The organism is Streptomyces tubercidicus (assembly GCF_027497495.1).
In the GTDB taxonomy this organism is placed as follows: domain Bacteria; phylum Actinomycetota; class Actinomycetes; order Streptomycetales; family Streptomycetaceae; genus Streptomyces; species Streptomyces tubercidicus.
The window spans coordinates 2104235-2127476 of sequence record NZ_CP114205.1; the positions used below are offsets into that span (position 1 = coordinate 2104235).

Below are 23242 nucleotides of genomic sequence, written 5' to 3' on the forward strand. Positions count from 1 at the left end.
GGGGCCGGGGGCCGTGGCCCGGCTGGGGGAGGGCTTCCCGCGGGAGAGGGCGTCCGGGGCGGCAGGGGGCTCGGTCCCGGGCCGCAGGGGCTTTGCCTCGGGCCGCAGGGGCTCGGTCCCGGGCCGCAGGGTGCTGACTACACCCGCCCACCCCCCGAAGGGGGGTGGGCGGCGGGGAAAAAACAGGCGGCGCGGAAGAACGGGCGGCGCGGAAAGCAGGCAGCGCGGAAAGACCGCCCGCTACCCCCTCACCGCAGCCGTGCCACCCGCCAGATGGCCAGTGATGCCGGAAGGGCCACCAGGACGGCGTAGATCAGCACCACGCGCCAGCAGGCGCGGCGGCCGGAGCCCTGTGCGGGGAGGCCGGGCCAGGTGCAGCCGACGCGGCGGGCGGCCATCATGCCCCAGCCCGCGGCGCAGCAGCACAGCAGCAGGCCGAGCATCGCGATCATCGCGCCGCCGTCGCCGCCCAGCTCGAAGGCGAGGGGGAAGGCGAACATCAGCGAGCCGAGCGCGGCGAGCACCACGATCGGTGCCAGCTGCCACAGCCGCAGCCGGCGCGGCGGACGCAGCTCCCGGAAGGACTCGCCGCCTTCTCCGGGGCCGTTCGCACCGTCGTCCGGGGCGTCGGAGTCGTCGAGGGCGTCCGGGTCGGTGAGCGGTCCGCGGACGGCACCGTCCGGGCCCGACAGACCGTCACCGGTGTCGGGACCGTCGTCGGTCAGAGGAGCCGTGTCGGCGCCACTGTCCGGTTGGTGCGCTCCGTTGCGAGGGCCGGCCTCCATTGCCACGCGCCCTCCCCACTGCAGACTGCACGCCTCGATCGAAGGTCGATGATGACACGCCCTCAGGGGCCCGGATGGCGGCCGGAGCGTCCCGATGCCATGACGTGATCAGGCTGTGACCGGTCGTTCGAGCAACGCCATTGCCTGCCCGGGAAGTTCCCCCCGGTGCTCGGCGGCGCCGCTCAGCCAGTGGACCCGTGGGTCCCGCCGGAACCACGAGTCCTGGCGGCGCGCGAAGCGCTTGGTGGCGCGTACCGTCTCGTCGCGCGCCTCCTGCTCGGTGCACTCCCCCGCGAGCTGGGCGAGCACCTGCTGGTAGCCGAGCGCCCGGGACGCCGTACGGCCCTCCCGCAGTCCCTCGCCCTCCAGTCGGCGCACCTCGTCGACCAGGCCGGCCTCCCACATGCGGTCGACCCGCCGTGCGATCCGCTCGTCGAGCTCGGGGCGGGCGACGTCGACGCCGATCTGCAGGGTGTCGTAGACCGCTTCGTGGCCGGGGAGGTTGGCGGTGAAGGGGCGGCCGGTGATTTCGATGACCTCCAGGGCGCGCACGATGCGGCGGCCGTTGCTCGCGAGGATCGCGCGGCCGGCCTCGGGGTCGGCGGCGGCCAGCCGGGCGTGCAGCGCACCGCTGCCCGAGGCGGCCAGTTCGGCCTCCAGGCGGGCGCGCACCTCCGGATCGGTGCCGGGGAAGTCGAGTGCGTCGATGGCGCCGCGTACATAGAGGCCGGAGCCGCCGACCAGGACCGGGGTGCGGCCCTCGGCGAGCAGCCGGTCGATCTCGGCGCGGGCCAGCCGCTGGTACTCGGCGACGCTGGCGGCACAGGTCACGTCCCAGATGTCCAGGAGGCGGTGCGGGACGCCCTGCTGCTCCTCGGGCGTGAGCTTGGCGGTGCCGATGTCCATGCCCCGGTAGAGCTGCATGGAGTCGGCGTTGATCACCTCGCCCCCCAGGTGCTGTGCGAGCGCGACGCCCAGATCGGACTTTCCGGCCGCGGTGGGACCGACGACGGCGATGACCCGCGGAGCGGGAGCGGCGGTGTTCACCCGGTCAGTCTCGCAAACCTCGGGCCGCCATCTCGAACGAGCGACGTGACGGGCCACCGATGACGTCGTTGCCTGTTGCGAGGTCCCGAGAGCCGGAGCAGTGCCCGGCGCCCGCGGGCGGCGCAACGGTCCGCTCCCGGGCGGCCTGGGATGTCGCCACATGAAGAGCGTAGGAGCAGTTATGGGCGTGTTTTCGCGGTTTCGCCGCCGTAAGTCCGGAGCGTCGACGGAGGAGAGTGCCGCTGCGGCGGTGACCGCCGAGGCGAAGGAGCCGACGGCGCAGGCGGCTCCGGCGGACGCCGCTCCGGTGCGGGCCGGGGACGCCGGGAACGCCGACGAGGCCACGGCCGAAGCCGAGGGCCCGGCGGCGGCCGCACCGGAGCCGGCGGACGCGGCGGCGCCGGAGGCGTCCGGGGACACGACGGCGGAGCCGACCGCGGAGGCGGCAGACGCCGTGGAGCCGCGGGCCGAGCAGGCCGGTGAGAGCGCCGGGATCCCCCGGCAGCAGTCGGCGGAGGCCGCCGCGGACAGCGAGAGCGCGCGGCACCGGACCCGCTGACCGACCGGAGCAGCGCCGCAACGGCCGCGGGCCGAAGCGCCTCGCGGCCGTTGCCATACCCGAACCCCGCACCCGCCTCGCGGCCGATGCCGCACCCCCACCCACCTCGCGTCCGTCCCCGTAGCCGCCCCGCAGACGCGCCCCCTACGACCAAGCCGCCACGAAGTACCCCACCCCGTAGGGAGCCTCCTCCCGGAGCAGCCGGCCGTTGTGGTCCGTGCCCTCCGCCGCCCCCGCCAGGACCTGCCAGCAGGCGCGTCCGGACGCCTGGAGGTCGGCCGCCCGCTCCTCGCCGAGGGCGGCCAGTGCGGCGATGTCGGCGTTGCCCAGGGCGCGGGCCACCTCGGCGTCGAAGCCCTCGGCCCGCTCGTCGAAGTAGCCCGGCGCCTTCACCGTCCGGCAGGCGCTGCCGTCCCCCAGCACCAGCAGGGCGACCCGGGGAGCGGCCGCGGCGGTCTCCCGGCCCAGCTCCAGACAGCGGTCGCGGGGCAGTGACCGCGGCACCCCGAGCGCCTCCACGGGGGCGTCGTCCCAGTCCGTACGGGACAGCAGCCAGGCGCCGACGGACAGCGACGGCGGGAGTTCCCGGTCCGGGGCGGTCTCCGCGGCGCCCAGTGGCACCTCGAAGTCCACCCCGAAGCCGCGGAAGGAACCGATGGCGCCCTGGGGGTAGCCGCCGCGGCCGGCCTCGTCGGTGGGGCCGAGGACGACCAGCCGGTCGGGACGGGCCGCGGCGAGCACGCCGATCGCGTCCAGACAGGCGGCACGCAGGGCATCGAGTTCGGGCGCCGCCCCGGCGGCCACCTCCGGGACGAGCAGCGGCGGACAGGGGCAGAGGGCGGCGGCTACGAGCATGGCACGCAGCGTAACGCCCCGGGTGCGGGGCCGGTCGCCGTGCCCGGGGCGGCTGTGCGGGACCGGGTCAGTCGCAGCCGCAGCCGGCGGCGGGCGCCGGGCTCGGCGCCGGGGCCCCGATGGTGGGCAGGCCCAGCAGCACGCCCTGGGGCTTCTCCGCCGGGGCGGCGTTGCGCTTCTCCCAGGCGTCCCCGGCCCGGGTACGGCGGACCGCCTGCGCCGGGCCCTCCGCCAGGAGGTGGTGCGGGGCGGCGTAGGTGACCTCGACGGTCACCACGTCGCCGGGGCGGACCGGCTCGTCGGGGCGGGTGAAGTGGACCAGGCGGTTGTCGGGGGCGCGGCCGGACAGGCGGTGCGTCGCCTCGTCCTTGCGGCCCTCGCCCTCGGCGACCAGGACCTCCAGGGTGCGGCCGACCTGCTTCTTGTTCTCCGCCCAGGAGATCTCCTCCTGGAGGGCGACCAGCCGCTCATAGCGCTCCTGGACGACGGCCTTGGGGATCTGGCCGTCCATGTCGGCGGCCGGGGTGCCGGGGCGCTTGGAGTACTGGAAGGTGAAGGCCTGGGCGAAGCGGGACTCGCGGACCGTGTGCAGGGTCTGTTCGAAGTCCTCCTCGGTCTCGCCCGGGAAGCCGACGATGATGTCCGTGGAGAGGGCGGCGTCCGGCATCGCGGCCCGCACCTTCTCGATGATGCCGAGGAAGCGCTCCTGGCGGTACGAGCGGCGCATCGCCTTCAGGACGCGGTCGGAGCCGGACTGCAGCGGCATGTGGAGCTGGTGCATCACATTCGGCGTCTCGGCCATGGCGGCGATCACGTCGTCGGTGAAGTCGCGGGGGTGCGGGGAGGTGAAGCGCACCCGCTCCAGACCCTCGATCGTGCCGCAGGCGCGCAGCAGCTTGCTGAAGGCCTCCCGGTCGCCGATGTCGGAGCCGTAGGCGTTGACGTTCTGGCCGAGCAGGGTGATCTCGCTGACGCCCTCGGAGACCAGCGCCTCGATCTCGGCCAGGATGTCGCCGGGCCGGCGGTCCTTCTCCTTGCCGCGCAGCGCGGGCACGATGCAGAAGGTGCAGGTGTTGTTGCAGCCCACGGAGATGGAGACCCAGGCCGCGTAGGCGCTCTCCCGCCGGGTGGGCAGCGTCGAGGGGAACGCCTCCAGTGATTCGGCGATCTCGACCTGCGCCTCTTCCTGGACGCGGGCGCGCTCCAGCAGCACCGGCAGCTTGCCGATGTTGTGCGTCCCGAAGACCACGTCCACCCAGGGGGCCTTCTTGACGATGGTGTCGCGGTCCTTCTGGGCGAGGCAGCCGCCGACGGCGATCTGCATCCCGGGCCGCGCGGCCTTCTTGGGGGCGAGCTGGCCGAGGTTGCCGTAGAGCCGGTTGTCGGCGTTCTCCCGTACCGCGCAGGTGTTGAAGACCACGACATCGGCGCCGTCGCCATCCTTGGGGGCGGGCACATATCCGGCCTCTTCCAGCAGGCCGGACAACCGCTCGGAGTCGTGGACGTTCATCTGGCACCCGTAGGTGCGGATCTCGTAGCTCTTGTTGACGCCCACTGCCTGGCTCCGGTCACTGCTGCTCATGCCCACAAGGGTAGGCGGTGCCGGAAGTACCTCCCGACGCCGGAGGCCCGGCCGGGACCGCCCGGCGCGGAAGGGCGGGACCTCCGCTCAGAGCGCGAGCACGATCCCGGCGACCACACCACCGGCCACCAGGGCGAAGCCCGCGCTGCGCCAGCCGCCGTGGCCCCAGCGGAAGGGGCGGTCGAGCGCGAAGCGGCCGGGGCCGGTGGCCGCGACGGTCAGCGCGACGACGGCGATGGTCAGCGGATACTCCATGCCGCCGGTCTCCTCCCAGAGCCCCTTGGGCGCCGCGAGGGCCATGGCGTTGATCATCACGCCGATCAGGGCGGCGGCTGCCAGCGGGGTGAGCAGACCGACGGCGAGGCCGAGGCCGCCGAGGAGTTCCGAGCATCCGGCGAGGCCGGCGAAGAAGGAGCCGGGGCGGTAGCCGAGGGCTTCGAAGCCCTTTGCCGTGGCGTCGAGTCCGCGGCCGCCGAAGAGGCCGAAGAGTTTCTGGGCGCCGTGGCCGGCCAGGATCAGGCCCACGGTCAGCCGCAGGAGGAGCAGCCCGGCATCGGCGGCCCCCGGGGGCGGGCGGACGGTTTCGGACCGGGCACGGGTGTCGGGCCGTAGTGCGGTGGGCGGTTTCATGAGAGGTCGCTTCCCGCACCGGCGCGTCAGAGGGGCCGCTGTGGGGTACCGGCGCCGGTGCGCTCGGGATGGAGGATGCTCTTCGGTGCGCGCCGCCGGGCGCGCGGGTGGGGACGTGCCGGGTCCCCGCTGGTCACGAGGTGAGGGGCCGCCCTCTGCCGCCGGAGCGGAACGGGCGCCACGTCGCCACCGTAACTCCTGGGGATACGGGTGCAAGCCCCGGTCCGGGGCCGCGGCGGGGAGCGATACGGCACCGATGACGTCACGACCGGCCCGCGCCCCTCCCCTTCCCGCCGCGGCCCTGGCAGGATCCCGCCCATGGTCACAGCACTCCCCCGCACCGGTCACCGCGCCGCCCAGGCGGCGATCGCGGCACTGGTCACCCTCGGGCTGGCGCTGTGGTGGCTGCTGTCGACGGGCGCCGCGCCCGCGCCCCGGGGGCAGGTGACGCTGGCGACGGGCGTGCCGACCGGCGTCTACGCGCGCTACGGGGAGCTGCTGAAGCAGGATCTGGCGCATGACCTGCCGGATGTGGATCTGCGGCTGGCCCGCAGCGAGGGCTCGATCGACAATCTGCGGCAGCTGGTCGCCGGGCGTGCGGGGTTCAGCATCGCGACGGCGGACGCGGTCGCCGCGTACCAGGTCCGGGGCGAGCCGGGCGCGGACGCGCTGCGGGCCTGTGCGCGGCTGTACGACGACTACACGCAGCTGGTGGTGCCGAAGGGCTCCGCGGTGCGCTCCGCGAAGGATCTGCGGGGGCTGCGGGTGGGGGTGGGGACCGACGGCTCCGGCGTCCAGCTGATCACCCGGCGGCTGGTGGAGGCGGCCGGGCTGGATTTCGCCACGGACATCGAGCCGGTGCGGGTCGGCATCGACCGGATGCCGAAGCTGCTGGAGCAGCACAAGCTGGATGCCTTCTTCTGGTCCGGCGGGCTGCCGACGACGGCGGTGCAGCGGCTGGCGCAGCGCTTCCCGGTGCGGCTGGTCCAGCTCGGGGATCTGAGCGAGGCGCTGCACCGGCAGGGCGAGCGCACCCGCTACTACCGTGCCGCGGTGATGCCCGCCGACGCCTATCCGAGGGCCCAGGGCGGGCAGGCGGTGAAGACGATCGCGGTGGCGAATCTGCTGGTGACGACGGACCGCGAGGACGCCGCGCTGACCGAGGGCATCACCCGGACCGTGATCGACAGCCGGGACTGGATCGGGCGCCAGGTGCATGCCGCGCAGAAGGTGGATCTGCGGACGGCGGTGTTCACCGACCCGCTGGAGCTGCACACCGGTGCCCGGCGCTATTACGTGTCCCAGAAGCCCTGAGACGTCCGCCGGGGGCGGCGGGGCGCCCGTGAACGGACCGGGGCCCGCACCGGACGTGCCGGTGCGGGCCCCGTTCGCGGGACGCGAGGTGCGTCAGGCGGCGACGATGTTCTCCGCCTGCGGGCCCTTGGGGCCCTGGGTCACGTCGAAGGTGACCTTCTGGCCCTCCAGGAGCTCACGGAAGCCCTGCGCGGCGATGTTCGAGTAGTGGGCGAAGACATCGGGGCCGCCGCCGTCCTGCTCGATGAAGCCGAAGCCCTTTTCCGAGTTGAACCACTTGACGGTGCCGGAAGCCATGTTTTTCTCCTTCATGGGGCAAACGGGAGACCGTACTGCACGGCCTCCTTGTCGCCGAGATGATTGCCCCACACCGGAACAGGTCCGGAAAACAAGGAACGCCCGGGGCTTCCAGCCTCCGGGCGCGCACAAAGTTCATGGGTACCACAACTGCAACGTCGTCGACGGTAGCACAGTCGGCCGGGCTGTCCAGCGCCGCGCGGTCGGTCCCCTCACGGGGCGGTGCGCGGCACGGTGACCGTGACCTTCAGCCCGTGCGGCGGATGCGGGGCATAGCTGATCCCGGCGCCGCCCGCGGTGAGCAGGGTACGGGTGATCGACAGGCCGAGACCCGAACCGGAGACGTTCTGGTGGCGGCTGCTGCGCCAGAAACGGTCACCGACCCGGGAGAGCTCGTCGTCGGTGAGACCGGGGCCCCGGTCGGCGACGGTGATGTGGACACGCTCGCCGTCCGGTGCGACGCCGACGGTGACCGGGCGGCCCTCCGGGGTGAATTTCAGGGCGTTGTCGATCACGGCGTCCAGGGCGCTGGAGAGGGCCACCGGGTCGGCCCAGCCGGTGACCGCGGGCTGCCCCTCGTAGGTGAGGCCGACGCCCTTGTCGTCGGCCAGCGGGCGCCAGGAGCCGACGCGTTCGGCGGCCAGCGCGGCGACATCGGTGAGCTGGACGTCGGCGGCGGTGTGTTCGGCGAGGGCGAGATCGAGCAGATCGTCCAGGACCCGGGCCAGGCGTTTGCCCTCGGTGCGCACCGAGGCGATCTCGGCGTTGCCGTCGGGGAGTTCGAGGGCCAGCAGCTCGATCCGCAGCAGCAGCGCGGACAGCGGGTTGCGCAGCTGGTGGGAGGCGTCGGCGACGAAGGCGCGCTGCTGTTCCAGCACGTCCTCGACGTTGTCGGCCATCTCGTTGAACGACCGGGCCAGCCGGCGCAGTTCGGGCGGGCCCGCGGTGGCGGCGACGCGGGCGTTCATCCGGCCGGTGGCGATGTCGTGGCTGGCCGCGTCCAGGACCCGTACGGGCCGCAGCACCCAGCCGGTGAGGCGGAAGGCCGCGGCGACGGCGACGAGCATGGCCGCGCACTCGCCGGCCGCGATCAGCAGCCAGTCGCGCAGGACGCGCCCGCGCATCTGCTCCGTGGGCGAGTCGGTCATGACGACGGCGACCACATCGCCGTCGCGGATCACCGGGGAGGCGACAGGGATGCGGCCGGTGTCGTCCCAGGGCCAGACCTGGTGCGGGTCATGGCTGCGGCGGCCGGCCAGCGCCTCGCTGAACGCCCGGCCGGCCTCACCGTCCTGGGGTACGGGCATGCCGACGGGGGCGGCTGCCATCGGGGTGCGATCGCGGTAGAAGACACCGGCACGTATGCCGTAGAGGTCGTAGTAGCGCGCGAGTTCGGTACGGAGGGTGGCGCGCCGCTCGTCCTCCTCCGCGGTCTTGTTGTCGGCGTCCGCGTCGGGACGGGCGGTGACGAACTGGGCGAGGGAGGCGAAGCGGGCGGCGTCGTCGATCCGGTCGACGACCACGCGCTGCTGCTCCACCCCGGCCGTGCTGACGCCGAGCGGGACGCCGAGGGCGAGCAGGACACCGGCCATGAGGACGATGAGGAGCGGGAGGAGTCGGGTGCGCACCTGGTCGCGGCGGCCTTCAGGAGGCCGGGGCGGCGGACGTCCGCGCCCCCGGGCCGGGGGCCGGGGCGACCAGACGGTAGCCGACGCCGCGCACCGTCTCGATCAGTGCGGGCATCCGCAGTTTGGCGCGGAGTGAGGCGATATGCACCTCCAGGGTCCGGCCGGTGCCCTCCCAGCTCGTGCGCCACACCTCGCTGATGATCTGCTCCCGGCGGAAGACCACACCGGGGCGCTGGGCGAGCAGCGCGAGCAGGTCGAACTCCTTGCGGGTGAGCGGGACCGCGGCGCCGTCCACCGCCACCTGGCGGGTGGAGAGTTCGACGGTGACCGCACCCAGCCGCAGCGCCTCCTCGGCGGCGCCCTCCTCGGCGGGCTGTTCGGCGCCCCCGGGGGCGTTGCGCCGGCTCACCGCGTGGATACGGGCCAGCAGCTCACCGGTGTCGTACGGCTTGACGACATAGTCGTCCGCGCCGAGGTTGAGCCCGTGGATACGGGAGCGCACATCGGACCGCGCGGTGACCATGATGACGGGGGTGGCGCAGAGCTTGCGGATCCGGCCGCAGACCTCGAAACCGTCCTGGTCGGGCAGGCCGAGATCGAGCAGCACCACCGCGAACGGCTCCCCGGCGTCGGGCAGCAGGGCCTTGAGCGCGTCCTCACCGTTGCGCGCGTGCACGACGGCCAGACCGTGCTTGGCGAGCACCGCGGACAGGGCCGCGGCCACATGATCGTCATCCTCGACGAGCAGCAGTCTCATCTGGCCCTCCTCCCGGGTGCGTGCGTACAGGCCACAGGGCATCTACGGCGATAGGAGGCCCGCGCGTCAAGAGGCGGCCACCTCCGCGCCGCCATCCGTTACCCAGCCGGTACGCCGGGTACACCACCATGGCGTCGTATCCGCCGCTCCCGCCGCGCTGCGCGCCCGGGGTCCCGCCGCGGCCGGATCGTTATGCTCAAGTTCCCCTCAGATGTAATGACGCTGGTCGCGGGGCGTCACTAGGGTCCTCCCCAATCGAGGAGGACGGAGCTACCCGCCGATGAGCGAAGTATCGGTGACCAAGAACGCCGAGGGTCCCGCGCCCGCAGGGGACCAGCTGGTTGTGCTGGACAACGTGAACAAGCACTTCGGCGCGCTGCACGTGCTCCAGGACATCGACCTGACGATCAACCGCGGCGAGGTCGTCGTCGTGATCGGGCCCTCGGGCTCCGGCAAGTCGACGCTCTGCCGCACGATCAACCGCCTGGAGACCATCGACAGCGGCAGCATCGCGATCGATGGCAGGCCACTGCCGCAGGAGGGCCGCGAACTGGCCCGGCTGCGCGCCGATGTGGGCATGGTCTTCCAGTCCTTCAACCTTTTCGCGCACAAGACGGTGCTCGAAAACGTGATGCTGGGCCAGACCAAGGTCCGTAAAACGGACAAGGCGGAAGCCGCCAAGAAGGCTCGCGCCCTGCTCGACCGGGTCGGCGTCGGCACCCAGGCGGACAAGTACCCCGCACAGCTCTCCGGTGGTCAGCAGCAGCGCGTGGCGATCGCCCGCGCGCTGGCGATGGACCCGAAGGTGATGCTGTTCGACGAGCCGACCTCCGCGCTCGACCCGGAAATGATCAACGAGGTGCTGGACGTCATGCAGCAGCTCGCCCGGGACGGCATGACGATGGTCGTGGTCACCCATGAGATGGGCTTCGCGCGCTCCGCGGCGAACCGGGTCGTCTTCATGGCGGACGGCCGCATCGTCGAAGAGGCCGAGCCGAACCAGTTCTTCAACAACCCGCGCAGCGACCGCGCCAAGGACTTCCTGTCGAAGATCCTCCACCACTGAGGCCGCAGTTGGGCCACCATCATTGCCAACACCTGCTGAACCAAAGGATGTTCACCATGAGGATGCGTAAGACGGCTGCGGCCGGTGCGGTGGTGCTCGCGCTGGCGGCGACGGCCACCGCGTGTGGCGGCGAGTCGGGTGCGGCGGGCGACAAGCCGGCCGGCGGGGATGTCTTCAGCGGCGACTACAAGGTCGCCTCGGCCCCGAAGATCGACTCGCCGGTGCTGAAGAAGGCACAGCAGGCCAAGAAGCTCGTCATCGGTGTCAAGGCCGACCAGCCGTTCCTGGGCTTCAAGGACACCACCGGCAAGTACTCCGGCTTCGACATCGAGATCGCCAAGATGGTCGCCGCCGACCTGGGCTTCTCCGAGAAGCAGATCCAGTTCAAGACGATCGACTCCAACGTCCGTGAGACCACCATCTCCAACGGCCAGGTCGACTACTACGTCGGTACCTACACGATCAACGACGAGCGCAAGAAGCAGGTCGGCTTCGCGGGCCCGTACTACACGGCCGGTGCGGACCTCCTGGTGCGCAAGGACGACAAGTCCATCACCGGAGCGGACTCCGTCCGGGGCAAGAAGGTCTGCTCGATCGTCGGCTCCACGCCGCTGCAGGAGATCAAGAAGAAGAAGTACGGCGCCGTCACCAGCCAGCAGTCGAAGTACTCGGACTGCGTGAAGAACCTGCTCGACGGCCAGGTCCAAGCGGTCACCACCGACGACGCGATCCTCAAGGGCTACGCCGCCCAGCGCCCCCAGAAGCTCCGGGTCGTCGGCAAGCCCTTCACCAAGGAGCCCTACGGCGTCGGCATGGACAAGACCGACAAGGCCCTGCGCAACGCGATCACCGACGCGCTGGAGGCCCACATCAAGAACGGTGACTACAAGAAGGCGTACGACGGCACGCTCGGCAAGTCCGGGTCGAAGTTCGTCGCCCCGGAGACGCCGCTGCCCCGCTACTGAGGCGCTCGCGAACCCACCGGACCGTGCCGCCCCGTACGCCCGCCGCGGCGGGTGTGCGGGGCGCCGTGTCTGCGCCCGCCGCTGACTCCCTTCCCGCCGCCGCCCCGATGACCGCTACCGCGGAGACCCCATGAACGTACTCCTCGATTATCTGCCCGAGTTCCGGGACGGATTCCTCGGAACCCTGGCGATCACCGCGTCCAGCGCGCTGCTCGCGCTGGTACTCGGCGTGCTCATAGCCGGTTTCCGGGTCTCTCCGATTCCGCCGCTGCGCGCCTTCGGGACGGCCTGGGTCACGGTGCTGCGCAACACACCGCTGACACTGCTCTTCCTCGTCGCCTTCTTCGTCGTCCCGCAGGTCCTCTTCCAGGGCGCGAGCCCCTACGTGCTGGCCACACTGGCGCTCGGCTTCTACACCTCCTCCTTCGTGTGCGAGGCGGTGCGCTCCGGCATCAACACCGTGCCGCTGGGACAGGCGGAGGCCGCACGAAGCCTCGGTATGACCTTCGCCCAGACGCTGGGCCAGATCGTGCTCCCGCAGGCCACGCGCACCGTACTGCCCCCGCTGAGCAGCATCTTCATCGCGCTGACGAAGAACTCCGCGATCGCCGGAGCGTTCGGCTTCGGCGAGCTGTTCAACGTCTCCAAGCTGCTCAACGACAAGGGCTACGCGATCGCCTGGATCTTCCTGTGGACCGCGCTCGCCTACCTCATCATCACCTTCGCCATCAGCGGCCTCTTCCGGCTGCTGGAGCGCCGTATGGGGGTCGCCCGATGAACGGACGCCACCAGGGGATCAGCACGACGTGGGTGCCACGCGCAGGCGGGGCGGAACGAAGCGAGGTAAGGGCATGAGCGGCGCCAGCGTTCTCTATGACGTACCGGGACCGAAGGCGAAGACACGCAACCGCGTCTACTCCGTGGCCGGCGCCCTCGCGGTGCTGGGGCTGATCGTCTTCGTCGTGATGCGGCTGAACACCCAGGGCCAGCTCGCGCCCGAGGTGTGGAACATCTTCAACAACGCCGGTGTGCGGACCAATATCCGCGACGGTCTGCTGACCACGCTTCAGGTCTTCGCGGTGGCGGCGGTGCTGTCGCTGGTGCTGGGCGTGCTGCTCGCGGTGGCGCGGCTCTCGGACCACAAGCCGGTCCGCTGGGTGGCGACCGGGTTCATCGAGCTCTTCCGGGCCGTTCCGCTGCTGATCACCATCTACGCGCTGTGGGTGATCCTCCTCAGCAACCGGGAGAGCCTCGGCCTGGCGGGCGACCAGCCGCAGTTCTGGGCACTGGTCGTCGGACTGACGGTCTACAACGGCTCGGTGCAGGCCGAGGTGCTGCGGGCCGGTATCAACTCCGTGCCCACGGGGCAGCGCGAGGCCGCGTACGCCCTGGGCATGAGCAAGACGCAGGTCATGACGACGGTGCTGATCCCGCAGGCCGTGCGGGCGATGCTGCCGACGATCATCAGTCAGCTCGTGGTGACCCTGAAGGACACCTCCCTCGGCTACATCATCACCTTCGAGGAACTGCTCTTCACCGCCCGCCAGATGAGCACCAACATCATCGTCAACGGCAATGACACCTATGTGCCGTTCATCATCGTGACCGGCAGCATCTATGTCGCGATGTGTCTGGCGCTGTCCGCCCTCGCCAACTGGATCGAGCGGCGCGGCCGGCGGGCCAAGACGGGCATCGGGATCGCCACGGCCGGTGAGCCAGTGTCGGCCACCGACGCGATGGAGGTCTCCGACGCGGTGCCCGACGGGCCGGTCGGCACCAAGGACTGAGGCACAGCGGGCCGTCCGCGGCCGATATCGATCCGTCCGGAGGCGGTGGCATACCCGCCACCGCCTCCGTCACTTGACGCGAGCGGTCGCAGTGGGTTGCATACGCTGTGTGATCACGCACCGGGCTCCAACTGCCAGTTCCCGCATGTCCCGTACGTACCAGCGGCCCCGGGGAGCTGCGCCGTGGACCCGGTGATCATCGTCGGGGCCGGCCCGGTCGGCCTCTCCCTGTCGCTCGCCCTCGCCCGCCTCGGCGTCCCGACCGTCGTCCTCGACGAGACCACCGGCCAGGAGGACGCCCGGCCCGCCCGCACCGTCGTGCTCCGCCCGGACACCGCCGCCTTCGTCGCCCGGCTCGGCTGCGCCGGCACCCTGCACAGCGCCGGCACCCACTGGACGGCCTGGCGCACGATGCGCCGACGGCGCCTGCGCGAACGCATCGCCTTCGCCCCACGGACCCCCGACGGCGCGGCCGCCCCCGCCACCGCTTCCCCGGTCCACCTCCCGCAGCACGCGCTCACCCGCGCCCTGCGCACCGCCCTCGCCCACGAGAAGCTCGCCGAGATCGTCACCGGCAGCCGGCTCACCGGTCTCGAACAGGACGAGCACGGGGTCAGCGCCCACACCCGCGGCCCCGACGGGACGTGGTGGCGCGGGAGTTACCTCATCGGCTGCGACGGCCCCCGGTCGACCGTCCGCAAGCTGCTGGACATCCGCTTCCCGGGCCGGACGGCCGTCGAACGGCATGCGGTGGCCGCGCTGCGCTGTGAGCTCCCCTGGCCCGGTGAGGCCCTGCTGCACCGCTCTCCGCCCCGGCAGGGCGGCGGGCCGGGCAGCGAGGTCTCCGCCCGACCGCTGGCCGGCCATGTCTGGCGGCTGGACTGGCTGCTGCCGCCGGGGCGCGAGCTGGTCACCCCGGACGCCCTGGTCGCCCGGATCCGGGACTCGCTGGCCGGCTGGACCAGCGAGTCCCCGTCGGGCCCGGCCGGCGAGTCCGGCGCGGAGGGCGACGGCACCCGGGGGCGCGGACACGGCCGGCTGGTCCCGCCGTACGACCTCCTCGACACGGGTGTGCACACCGTCCACCACCGGCTGGCCCGGGACTGGCGGCAGGGCCGTGCCTTCCTCGCCGGGGACGCCGCGCATCTGCTGGGCGCCCTCGGCACCCAGGGCCTGGACGAAGGGCTGCGGGACGCCGAGAACCTTGCCTGGAAACTGGGCCTGGCCTGGCATCACGGCGCGTCCGACGTACTGCTCGACAGCTACCAGGCCGAGCGCCGGGGCGCCGTCGCCGCCCGGCTGCGCGCCGCGGATCAGGCGCTGCCACTGCTCCGGGACGGCCGCGCGGTCCGCTGGCGCACCGTCCTTCCGGGGGCGGCGCGCGGCCGCAGCACCTTGCTGACCGACGGCCACCTGGGCCGCGGCCCGCTCGGCGCACCGCCGGTCTACGGCCGCACCCCGCTGGGGCCGCCCGCCGAGCACACCGGCAGCCCCCTCGTCGAGACGCCGCCCGGCGCGCCGGTCACGGATGTGGCGGTGACCGCGTCGGACGGCTCGGTGGTGCGGCTGCGCGACCGGCTCGGGCGCGGCCTGCTGGTGGTGCTGGTGGCGCCCGGCACCGGCGTCTGGGACCGCCGGCACTGGCAGTCGGCGGGCCTGATGCCCCGTCTGGCCGATGCGGTCGAGGCGCTGCCCATGGACGCCGAGATCCTGGTCACCGAGGCCTATCCGGGCGCGGCAGCGCACACCGTGCTGCTCGTGCGGCCGGACGGCCATCTGGTCACGGCGCTGTCCGGCGTCCGCCCGGCGGAGATGGCGGCGTGCGCGAACGCGGTACGGGGCGGGGCGCACGGGCCGGTGACCGGGGGCGGCCGGGCCGCCGGGCGGTCCGGCGGAAGCGGAGAGACCGCCGGGTCCGGGGGCGGCGAGGCCGGGGAGGGGGCCCGGGGCGGTACGGCCGGGGAGGCAGCGGGAGGTCAGGGAGAGGGAGTCTTCCGCGGTTGACCCTGTGGGAAGCCCCATGCTTCACTCCGGGAATGACCGATCACAGCTCGCGATTCTGGCGGAGGGTCCATCTCGACCTGGTCCGCTATGCGGGCTGCATGTGTCCTCCGTCCTGCTGATCCGCATCTCCTTCCCCGCGCAGCCGCCCGCCTCTGTCCGGCAGCCGCGCCTCTTCGCGATCACTCAGGACGGTTTCCGTGCCCGACGTACACACCCCTGCGCGCCCGCCTGCCACCGGCAACGACGGCGGGCCCAGCGCCTCCCAACTCCTCGACTTCGCCCGCCGGGCCGCCACCGACCCGGCCTTGGTCGCCTCGCTCCCGCTCGACCCCGAAGGCCGTACCTGGCTCCGGCTCGACGGGCCGGGCGGCAGCGAGGCCTGGCTGATCGGCTGGCCGCCCGGCACCGGCACCGGCTGGCACGATCACGGCGGCTCGCGCGGCGCCTTCGCGGCGGCCACGGGTGAGCTGACGGAGCAGTCGCTCGCCGCCGCGCTGCCCACCGAGGGCTGGAGGACCCTGGAACTCGCCGACGGCGTCGACCGGGAGCGCCGGCTCAGCGACGGGCGCGGCCGGGCGTTCGGCCCGCACCATGTGCATCAGGTGCTCAATCTCTCCGCGGACACCCACGCGGTGTCGGTGCACGCCTACTACCCGCCGCTGCCGCTGATGCGCCGCTACAGCCGCACCGGGCCGGTGCTGCGGCTCGAAGCGGTCGAGCAGCCGGAGGAGTGGGCATGAGCGCGATCGACGCGCTGCTGGCGCAGGCCCGGCGCCAGTTGGGGCACCGGGTCGATGCCCGGGAGGCCGCCGCCGTCCAGGAGGCGGGCGGGCTGCTGGTGGACATCCGCTATGCGGAGCTGCGGGAGCGCGACGGCACCGTCCCCGGCGCGCTGATCGTCGAACGCAATGAGCTGGAATGGCGGCTCGACCCGACGGGCGCACACCGCGCCCCCGAGGCGACACATCACGATCTGCCGATCGTGGTCATCTGCAACGAGGGCTACGCATCGAGCCTCGCCGCGCTCTCCCTGCGTCAGCTGGGCCTGCACCGCGCGACCGACCTGGCCGGCGGCTTCCAGGCCTGGCGACGGGCGGGGTTGGGGGTGGCTTCGGGGGCGGGTTCGGAGGTGGGGGGCCGCTGACGGTCGTCGCACCGGCCACCACCCCTCACACCTCCGGCAGACCGTGCTGCTCCAGCAGGTCCGGATCCTCGCCCTCCTCTTCCAGCGCCTGTCGGACGACGCGGAGGGCGAGGCCCTCCGGGTACCCCTTGCGGGCCAGCATTCCGGCCAGGCGGCGCAGGCGCTTTTCGCGGTCCAGCCCTCTGGTGGCGCGCAGTTTGCGGTCGACCAACTCGCGGGCGGTGGACTCCTCCTGCTCGGAGTCGAGACGGCCGACGGCCACATCGATCAGGGCGGAGTCCACTCCCTTCGTGCGGAGTTCGCGGGCCAGGGCACGGCGGGCCAGACCGCGCCCGTGGTGGCGGGACTCCACCCAGGCGTCGGCGAAGGCCGCGTCGTTGATCAGCCCGACCTCCTCGAAGCGGGACAGCACCTCGTCCGCGGCCTCCTCGGGGATGCCCCGTTGGCGCAGGGCGTCCTCAAGCTGCTTGCGCGTACGCGGGTTCCCGGTGAGCAGGCGCAGGCAGATGGCCCGCGCCTGTTCCTCGGGCGTACGCGGTGGCCCCGACTCGGCCCTCGACGAGGAGGGGCCACCGCTGTCCTCACGGCCATGGCGGCCCCTGCGGCCGCTACGGGTCTCGGCGTAGCCGGCTGCGCTGTGGCTCTCGTCCTCGCTGCCCGGCCATTCCGTTCGCCGCGTCATGGCGGGCTAGCTCTTGGCCGCAGCGGCCTTGGAGCCCTTGGCGCCCTTGGCCGCCGGTGCCGCGGCGGCCGGTTCGGCCGGCGCCACCGCGGCGTCCGCGCCCGGCTCCGCCGCCGGGTCCTGCGGCTGCACGCCGATGCCGAGCTTCTCCTTGATCTTCTTCTCGATCTCGTTGGCGAGATCCGGGTTGTCCTTGAGGAAGTTGCGGGCGTTCTCCTTGCCCTGGCCGAGCTGGTCGCCCTCGTACGTGTACCAGGCGCCGGACTTACGGATGAAGCCGTGCTCCACCCCCATGTCGATCAGACCGCCCTCACGGCTGATGCCCTGGCCGTAGAGGATGTCGAACTCGGCCTGCTTGAAGGGCGGCGAGACCTTGTTCTTGACGACCTTGACGCGGGTGCGGTTGCCGACCGCGTCCGTGCCGTCCTTGAGGGTCTCGATGCGGCGGATGTCGAGCCGCACCGAGGCGTAGAACTTCAGCGCACGGCCACCGGTCGTGGTCTCCGGCGAGCCGAACATCACGCCGATCTTCTCGCGGAGCTGGTTGATGAAGATCGCGGTGGTCTTGGACTGGTTGAGCGCGCTGGTGATCTTGCGCAGTGCCTGGCTCATCAGCCGGGCCTGGAGGCCGACGTGGGAGTCGCCCATCTCGCCCTCGATCTCGGCCCGCGGCACCAGGGCGGCGACGGAGTCGATCACGATGAGGTCGAGCGCGCCGGAGCGGACCAGCATGTCCGTGATCTCCAGTGCCTGCTCACCGTTGTCCGGCTGGGACAGGATCAGGGAGTCGGTGTCCACACCGAGCTTCTTGGCGTACTCCGGGTCGAGCGCGTGCTCGGCGTCGATGAACGCGACGGAGCCGCCGGCCTTCTGGGCGTTCGCGACGGCGTGCAGGGTCAGGGTCGTCTTACCGGAGGATTCCGGGCCGTAGACCTCGATGACGCGGCCGCGGGGGAGGCCGCCGACGCCGAGCGCGACGTCGAGGGCGGTGGATCCGGTGGGGATGACCTCGATGGGCTCCTTCGACCGCTCCCCCATGCGCATCACGGCGCCCTTGCCGAATTGCCGTTCAATCTGTGCGAGCGCGGCGTCCAGCGCCTTCTCGCGGTCAGTGCCTGCCATGGGTTCCACCCGATTTGCTTGAGTCGATCGCTTCACGTCCATGACGCTAACGCCTGCCACTGACAATGCGCCCGGACCCGGCTCCGGCCTGTGGATAACTCCGCGAAAAGCCGGAGGACAGAGGCCAGATCTCCCATGAGAATGGATGTTCGATTTTGGTGTCAAGCAGCCTCACGCAGACGGCGACAGGCATCGAAGGACATCCACCGGCATCGCCGGACGCCGCCAGACACCGCCGGTCGTCGCCGACAGGGAATCACCCCGTGCGACGCCGCCTCACGCCTTCCCTCGTGCGCCCCGCGGTCAGCTGACGTCCTGGTCCTCGGCCCGGGTGGCGCCCGCCTTCCGGTCCTCCAGCGGAGCCGACGGCTGCGCGTAGTGCAGATTCCGCCGCAGGCGGGCCAGGGCACGGACACCTCGCTCGCGTCGGCCGTGGACCCGCGGGTCGTCGGTGACCTCGTACCGCTTCACATACGCGCCGAGGAAGGCTTGCAGCGTCGCCGTCGCCGGGATCGCGATCAGCGCGCCCACCGCGCCCATCAGGGCCGTACCGGCGACGACCGAGCCGAAGGCGACGGCGGGATGGATGTCCACCGTCTTGGCGGTGATCCGCGGCTGCAGGAGGTAGTTCTCGCACTGCTGGTAGATCACGACGAAGCCGAAGACCCACAGCGCGTACCAGGGGTCGACGGTGAACGCGATCAGGATGGGCAGGGCGCCCGCCAGATAGGTCCCTATGGTCGGGATGAACTGGGAGACCAGGCCCACCCACATGCCCAGCGCCGGGGCGTACGGCACCCCCAGGATCTCCAGCAGCACATAGTGCGCGATGCCGGAGATCAGCGCCATCAGACCGCGCGAGTAGAGATATCCGCCGGTCTTGGCGACCGCGATCTCCCAGGCGCGCAGCACCTCCGTCTGGCGGTGCGGCGGCAGCACGGAGCACAGCGCGCGGCGCAGCCGGGGGCCGTCGGCGGCGAAGTAGAACGAGAACAGCGCCACCGTCAGCAGGTTGAACAGACTGCCCAGCACCGTCGCCGAGACGGCCAGCACGTTGTTGGCGCTGTCCGTGACGTACTTCTGCAGCCAGTCGGACTTGAGCAGGTTGTTCTGCACCTGGACCCGCGAGAGGTGGGTGTGCAGGGTGTTGTTGATCCAGCTGATCACGGAGTCCAGGTACTGCGGGAACTCCTCGACCATGTTGGCTATCTGTCCGGCGAGCATCGAGCCGAGCAACGCGAAGAATCCGGCCGCGACGACGAGAATGCTCAGAAAGACCAGTCCGGTGGCCAGCCCGCGCCGCATGCCCCGGGCCGCCATCCAGTCGACGGCCGGTTCGACGGCCAGCGCGAGGAAGAACGCGATCAGCACGTTCAGCAGCAGGGTGATCAGCTGGTGGAATCCCCAGGTGGCGAGCTGGAAGCAGGCCACGAGGGCGAGCGCGAGCACCATGGCGCGCGGCAGCCAGCGCGGCATCCGCGCATCGGACCGGCCCTCGGGGCGTGGGACGTCGTTGCTGGGGATCTCATCTGACTCGGACACGGAGCCAAGTGTCGCGTACGGTCATGACACTCCGGGTCCGGGTCGGTCTCCCGGACCGCGCCACCCGCCTGGCGGGCCCCCTTCCTCGCAGGTCAGAGCCGTGCGAAGGCACCCGTTCAGCGTTTGTCGGACGGCACATCCATGACCGAGCAGACCACCCGCCACACCTCTTTGGCGCTCCACCCCGCGTCCAGCGCCTCATGAACGGTCCGGCCGCCGAGGCCGGACATCACATGATCGCGCGCGAAGGAGTCGGCATACGCCGCACCGAAGTGATCCGCCATCCGCTGCCAGAAGACCGTCAACCGCATGCCTTCAGTATCCCGCCCTGGGAGGGCAGCGGTCGCGACCCGGTGCCACCGGGAGGAAACGGCTCTACGGTCAGCCCATGGCCGAAAACGTAAGCTCACTTTCGACTCCTCTGGCGCGTGCCGAGCGATTCGTCTGGCTGACCGCCCGGGTGCTTGAGCAGCGGCTCTTCGAGTACCACTTCCTCGGCGGCGGGGCCGACCCCGTGGAGACCGCGCTCGCCGCGTACCGCAACGACGACGACGGCTTCGGCCACGCCCTGGAGCCCGATCTGCGCGGCCCGGTCAGCCAGCCGCTGCACACCGCGCACGCCCTGAAGGTCCTCGATCTGATCGGGCGGTGCGACGGCCGCCAGGTGGAGCGGATCTGCCGCTATCTGACGAAGATCTCCACCCCGGAGGGCGCACTGCCCGCGCTGCACCCTTCGCTGCGCGGCTATCCGGCCGCGCCCTGGATCCCGGTGGTCGACAACCCGCCGAGCGCCCTGCTGGCCACCGGTCCCGTGGTCGGCGTCCTGCACCGCAACGAGGTCTGGCACGCCTGGCTGTTCCGGGCCACGGACTACTGCTGGGCGGCCGTGGAGTCGATGGAGGAGACCCACCCGTACGAGGTCGAAGCGGCGGTGGCCTTCCTGGACGGCGCCCCGGACCGGCCGCGGGCCGCCGCCGCGGCACAGCGGCTCGGCCGGCTCGTACGGGACCGGCGTCTGGTGCTCCTCGACCCGGAGCAGGCCGCGGACGTCCCGGTGGCACCGGGGTACGCCCCCGGGGAACACCACCTGGCGTACGACTTCGCGCCCGCGCCCGGCTCGCTGGCCCGCGACTGGTTCACCGACGAGGAAATGGAGCGGGCACTGGACCACCTCGTCACACTCCAGGAGGAGGACGGCGGCTGGCCCGTGAACTGGCGGGTCTGGGCACCCGGCACGGCGCTGGAGAGCCGCCCGATCGTGACGCTCAAGGCACTGCAGACCCTCCGGGCGTACGGGCGCCCCCTCTAGGGCTCACCCTCCCAGGGCCCGCACCCCTGCCGTGACCGCCACGGCGACGCCGACGACCAGGAGGAACGGCGCCCGCATGACGAGGGCGACGGCCGCGGCGGCCACCCCCGCGGCCTTGGCGTCGAGCATCAGGTGGCTGCCGTCGCTGAAGGTCTGCTGGGCGGTGAGCGCGGCCAGCAGGGCCACCGGCAGCAGCGCGGCGAGCCGCTTGACGAGCGGGCGCTCCAGCACGCCGGCGGGCGCCGCCAGGCCGAGGTACTTGACCAGGTAGCAGCCGACGGCGGTGACGGCGATCGCGATCCAGACGTTCATGCCCGGTCCTCCTCGATGGCGGTGCGGCTCTCGGGGGCCCCGTCCGGGCGCGCGGGCGGATCGGCGGGGCCGGCCGGGACGACGCCCGGCTCCTGCGCCGTGCCGGCCTCCTTCGCCCGCTCCCGGCGCCCCTGGACGACGAGGACGGCGGGTGCGGCGAGCGCCGAGATCAGCACCGGTACACCGGTGGGCAGCAGCGGCAGCGTCACCATGACCAGCACCACGGCGAGACCGGCCGCGACCCGCTCCACGGTGTCCTTGAGCATCGGCGCGAGCAGCGCCAGGAAGACTGCGGGGCCGGCAGCGTCCAGTCCCCAGGCCTCGGTGTCGCCGAGCGCCTCGGCGCCCAGGGCACCGACGAGGGTGGTGAGGTTCCACAGGACGTAGAGGGTCAGCCCGGTGACGGTGAAGCCCAGACGGGCGGTGCGCCGGTCGGGCTGGGCCAGGGTGACGGCCGAGGTTTCGTCGATGACCCAGTGGGCGGCGAAGGGTTTGACCGTGGACCGGTACCCGAGGACGGCGGACAGCCTCAGCCCGTAGAAGGCGTTGCGGGCGCCCAGGAAGAACGCGCCGGCCGCGGCGGTGAGCGGATTGCCGCCCGCCGCCAGCGCGCCGACCAGGGCGAACTGTGAGGCACCGGTGAACACCAGCAGGCTGAGCGCACAGGTCTGCAGGAGGCTGAGCCCGACGCCGGCCGACGTCACACCGAAGGCGAATCCGGAAAGGCCGACGGCGACGCCGACGCCGAGTGCGTCCCTGATGACGGCGGCGTCGGATGTCGAAGGCGGTGCCGGCGGCGGTGGCGCGGCCCGCTCCGTGGTGCGTATCTCTATCTGTTCTGGCACGTCCCGGACCTTAGGGTCCGGCGACCTCGCACGTCTTGTACGTTCTTGCGCCCGGGGCACGCACCGCCGCACGGCGCTCACAGGGCCCGTGCCCTCCCGTACCGCCCACCCCTAGGCCGAGCGCTCCCTCCGGTACGCCCCGGGAGGTACGCCGACGATCCGGGTGAAGTGCCGGTTCAGATGCGGCTGGTCGGCGAAGCCGACGGCGACGGCCGTATCGGCGGGTGTGCGGCCCGCTTCCAGGAGCCTGCGGGCCCGGCGCACCCGGGCGTCGGTGAGCCAGGTGTGCGGTGGCATGCCGTACGCACCCTTGAAGGCCCGCAGCAGCGCGAACGGGCCGGTACCGAGTTCCTGCGCCAGCCTCTCCAGGGAGGGCGGGTCGGCCATCCGCTCCTCCAGGACGGTCCGGGCGCAGGCGGCGGTCCGGGCGCCCGCGGTGCGGGGCGTTCGCGCCGGAAGCGGACCTCCGTAGCGGCGCAGCAGCCGGGCCACGGCGATCCGCAGCAGACTGTCGGCGGCCAGGGCGTTGCCGGTCTCGGCGGCCCGGTGGATCTCGGTGATCATGCCGGCGAGCTGCGGGTCCTGGGCGACCGTCCGGTCGAATCCCGCGGTGCCGCGCAGGGCCGTGGTCTCCTCGGCGATCTCCGCGACGACCTCGTAGGACGGGTAGAGCGTGGCGTAGGCCCAACCCTCGGGTGCGCCCGCCCGGGCGGTGTGCGCGACCTCCGGGTTGAGCATGATGATGCCGCCGTGGCCTGCCCGGACGGTGCCCTCCCGGAGCCCGACCTCCTCGATGCCGGCGGTGACCGCGCAGACGACATAGCCGTCGTGCGCATGACGGGGGAAGGAGTGCCGGACGTAGCGGGCGCGCAGCAGGTCGAGGCCGGGCAGCCCGTCGTAGCGCCAGTGGCGCGCCCACTCGCCGCGCGCCCGCGGCACGGCGGCCGCACCGGGCCCGCCGTCGGCCGCGTGCTCCCCGCTGACCATGGCCATGTCGGCCATTGTGCGTC

Annotated in this window: 25 protein-coding genes; 10 read left to right on the plus strand and 15 right to left on the minus strand. The window is 72.3% G+C overall.

The features are described 5' to 3' along the window. Positions 1 to 248: 248 nt before the first annotated feature. Both STRTU_RS08880 and miaA read right to left on the minus strand, forming a co-directional pair. Positions 249 to 785, minus strand: a complete 537-nt coding sequence (locus STRTU_RS08880; RefSeq protein WP_159746792.1) for a hypothetical protein — start codon at positions 783 to 785, stop codon at positions 249 to 251. 108 nt (positions 786 to 893) lie between these two features. Further along, positions 894 to 1832, minus strand: a complete 939-nt coding sequence (miaA, locus tag STRTU_RS08885; protein WP_159743044.1) for a tRNA (adenosine(37)-N6)-dimethylallyltransferase MiaA — start codon at positions 1830 to 1832, stop codon at positions 894 to 896. 187 nt (positions 1833 to 2019) lie between these two features. Between miaA and STRTU_RS08890 the strand changes: the two genes are divergently transcribed. Further along, positions 2020 to 2391: a hypothetical protein gene (locus STRTU_RS08890; RefSeq protein WP_159743045.1), complete on the plus strand. Its 372-nt coding sequence runs from the start codon at positions 2020 to 2022 to the stop codon at positions 2389 to 2391. A gap of 144 nt (positions 2392 to 2535) precedes the next feature. On the opposite strand, the gene STRTU_RS08895 is transcribed toward STRTU_RS08890, so the two are convergent. The 3 genes from STRTU_RS08895 to STRTU_RS08905 form a co-directional block, all read right to left on the minus strand. Further along, positions 2536 to 3246: a class III extradiol dioxygenase subunit B-like domain-containing protein gene (locus STRTU_RS08895; protein ID WP_159743046.1), complete on the minus strand. Its 711-nt coding sequence runs from the start codon at positions 3244 to 3246 to the stop codon at positions 2536 to 2538. Positions 3247 to 3313: 67 nt separating this feature from the next. Then, a complete protein-coding gene (miaB, locus tag STRTU_RS08900) occupies positions 3314 to 4828 on the minus strand; it encodes a tRNA (N6-isopentenyl adenosine(37)-C2)-methylthiotransferase MiaB (RefSeq protein WP_159743047.1) in 1515 nt (504 codons plus the stop codon). An 87-nt stretch (positions 4829 to 4915) separates the two neighbouring features. Further along, positions 4916 to 5458, minus strand: coding sequence for a DoxX family protein (locus tag STRTU_RS08905; protein ID WP_159743048.1), 543 nt, complete (start codon positions 5456 to 5458; stop codon positions 4916 to 4918). A gap of 318 nt (positions 5459 to 5776) precedes the next feature. Here STRTU_RS08905 and STRTU_RS08910 point away from each other — a divergent pair, with 318 nt between their 5' ends. Beyond that, positions 5777 to 6772 carry a TAXI family TRAP transporter solute-binding subunit gene (locus STRTU_RS08910; RefSeq protein ID WP_159743049.1) on the plus strand — a complete coding sequence of 332 codons (996 nt, stop codon included), beginning with the start codon at positions 5777 to 5779 and terminating at the stop codon, positions 6770 to 6772. Positions 6773 to 6865: 93 nt separating this feature from the next. Here STRTU_RS08910 and STRTU_RS08915 read toward each other — a convergent pair whose 3' ends face one another. From STRTU_RS08915 to STRTU_RS08925, 3 genes are all read right to left on the minus strand, one after another. Then, positions 6866 to 7069, minus strand: a complete 204-nt coding sequence (locus STRTU_RS08915) for a cold-shock protein (RefSeq protein ID WP_006602702.1) — start codon at positions 7067 to 7069, stop codon at positions 6866 to 6868. 212 nt (positions 7070 to 7281) lie between these two features. After that, on the minus strand, positions 7282 to 8697 hold the full coding sequence (locus tag STRTU_RS08920) for a sensor histidine kinase (protein ID WP_159743050.1): 1416 nt from the start codon (positions 8695 to 8697) through the stop codon (positions 7282 to 7284). 16 nt (positions 8698 to 8713) lie between these two features. Next, positions 8714 to 9454, minus strand: a complete 741-nt coding sequence (locus STRTU_RS08925; RefSeq protein WP_159743051.1) for a response regulator transcription factor — start codon at positions 9452 to 9454, stop codon at positions 8714 to 8716. 280 nt (positions 9455 to 9734) lie between these two features. Here STRTU_RS08925 and STRTU_RS08930 point away from each other — a divergent pair, with 280 nt between their 5' ends. The 7 genes from STRTU_RS08930 (at position 9735) to STRTU_RS08960 (ending at position 16420) form a co-directional block, all read left to right on the plus strand. Beyond that, positions 9735 to 10520 (plus strand): amino acid ABC transporter ATP-binding protein, encoded by a 786-nt coding sequence (locus STRTU_RS08930; protein WP_159743052.1) that lies wholly within the window; start codon positions 9735 to 9737, stop codon positions 10518 to 10520. Between the two features lie 56 nt (positions 10521 to 10576). Next, complete coding sequence (locus STRTU_RS08935) at positions 10577 to 11485, plus strand: glutamate ABC transporter substrate-binding protein (protein ID WP_159743053.1); 909 nt, start codon at positions 10577 to 10579, stop codon at positions 11483 to 11485. A 130-nt stretch (positions 11486 to 11615) separates the two neighbouring features. Continuing rightward, positions 11616 to 12263, plus strand: a complete 648-nt coding sequence (locus STRTU_RS08940) for an amino acid ABC transporter permease (RefSeq protein ID WP_159743054.1) — start codon at positions 11616 to 11618, stop codon at positions 12261 to 12263. Between the two features lie 73 nt (positions 12264 to 12336). Continuing rightward, positions 12337 to 13272 carry an amino acid ABC transporter permease gene (locus tag STRTU_RS08945; protein WP_159743055.1) on the plus strand — a complete coding sequence of 312 codons (936 nt, stop codon included), beginning with the start codon at positions 12337 to 12339 and terminating at the stop codon, positions 13270 to 13272. A gap of 183 nt (positions 13273 to 13455) precedes the next feature. Next, positions 13456 to 15276: an FAD-dependent monooxygenase gene (locus STRTU_RS08950; protein ID WP_159743056.1), complete on the plus strand. Its 1821-nt coding sequence runs from the start codon at positions 13456 to 13458 to the stop codon at positions 15274 to 15276. A gap of 197 nt (positions 15277 to 15473) precedes the next feature. Next, positions 15474 to 16016 (plus strand): cupin domain-containing protein, encoded by a 543-nt coding sequence (locus tag STRTU_RS08955; RefSeq protein ID WP_159743057.1) that lies wholly within the window; start codon positions 15474 to 15476, stop codon positions 16014 to 16016. Next, positions 16013 to 16420 carry a rhodanese-like domain-containing protein gene (locus STRTU_RS08960; RefSeq protein WP_159743058.1) on the plus strand — a complete coding sequence of 136 codons (408 nt, stop codon included), beginning with the start codon at positions 16013 to 16015 and terminating at the stop codon, positions 16418 to 16420. Before STRTU_RS08955 ends, STRTU_RS08960 begins: the two co-directional genes overlap by 4 nt. A 25-nt stretch (positions 16421 to 16445) precedes the next feature. Here STRTU_RS08960 and recX read toward each other — a convergent pair whose 3' ends face one another. From recX to STRTU_RS08980, 4 genes are all read right to left on the minus strand, one after another. Continuing rightward, positions 16446 to 17102, minus strand: a complete 657-nt coding sequence (gene recX / locus STRTU_RS08965) for a recombination regulator RecX (protein WP_159743059.1) — start codon at positions 17100 to 17102, stop codon at positions 16446 to 16448. Positions 17103 to 17108: 6 nt separating this feature from the next. Next, the gene (recA, locus tag STRTU_RS08970; protein WP_159743060.1) at positions 17109 to 18224 is read right to left on the minus strand and encodes a recombinase RecA; all 1116 of its coding nucleotides are present in this window, start codon (positions 18222 to 18224) and stop codon (positions 17109 to 17111) included. Positions 18225 to 18527: 303 nt separating this feature from the next. Then, positions 18528 to 19700 carry an AI-2E family transporter gene (locus STRTU_RS08975; RefSeq protein WP_159746793.1) on the minus strand — a complete coding sequence of 391 codons (1173 nt, stop codon included), beginning with the start codon at positions 19698 to 19700 and terminating at the stop codon, positions 18528 to 18530. 182 nt (positions 19701 to 19882) lie between these two features. Further along, positions 19883 to 20077 carry a DUF3046 domain-containing protein gene (locus tag STRTU_RS08980; protein WP_018092932.1) on the minus strand — a complete coding sequence of 65 codons (195 nt, stop codon included), beginning with the start codon at positions 20075 to 20077 and terminating at the stop codon, positions 19883 to 19885. 77 nt (positions 20078 to 20154) lie between these two features. On the opposite strand from STRTU_RS08980, the gene STRTU_RS08985 reads away from it, so the two are divergent. Then, complete coding sequence (locus tag STRTU_RS08985) at positions 20155 to 21075, plus strand: hypothetical protein (protein ID WP_159743061.1); 921 nt, start codon at positions 20155 to 20157, stop codon at positions 21073 to 21075. Positions 21076 to 21078: 3 nt separating this feature from the next. On the opposite strand, the gene STRTU_RS08990 is transcribed toward STRTU_RS08985, so the two are convergent. The 3 genes from STRTU_RS08990 to STRTU_RS09000 all read right to left on the minus strand — a co-directional run bounded on the left by STRTU_RS08990 (position 21079) and on the right by STRTU_RS09000 (position 23225). Next, complete coding sequence (locus STRTU_RS08990) at positions 21079 to 21387, minus strand: AzlD domain-containing protein (protein ID WP_159743062.1); 309 nt, start codon at positions 21385 to 21387, stop codon at positions 21079 to 21081. Beyond that, positions 21384 to 22232 (minus strand): AzlC family ABC transporter permease, encoded by an 849-nt coding sequence (locus STRTU_RS08995; RefSeq protein WP_371873575.1) that lies wholly within the window; start codon positions 22230 to 22232, stop codon positions 21384 to 21386. Before STRTU_RS08995 ends, STRTU_RS08990 begins: the two co-directional genes overlap by 4 nt. Before the next feature lie 111 nt (positions 22233 to 22343). Further along, the gene (locus STRTU_RS09000; protein WP_159743063.1) at positions 22344 to 23225 is read right to left on the minus strand and encodes an AraC family transcriptional regulator; all 882 of its coding nucleotides are present in this window, start codon (positions 23223 to 23225) and stop codon (positions 22344 to 22346) included. Positions 23226 to 23242 lie beyond the last annotated feature (17 nt).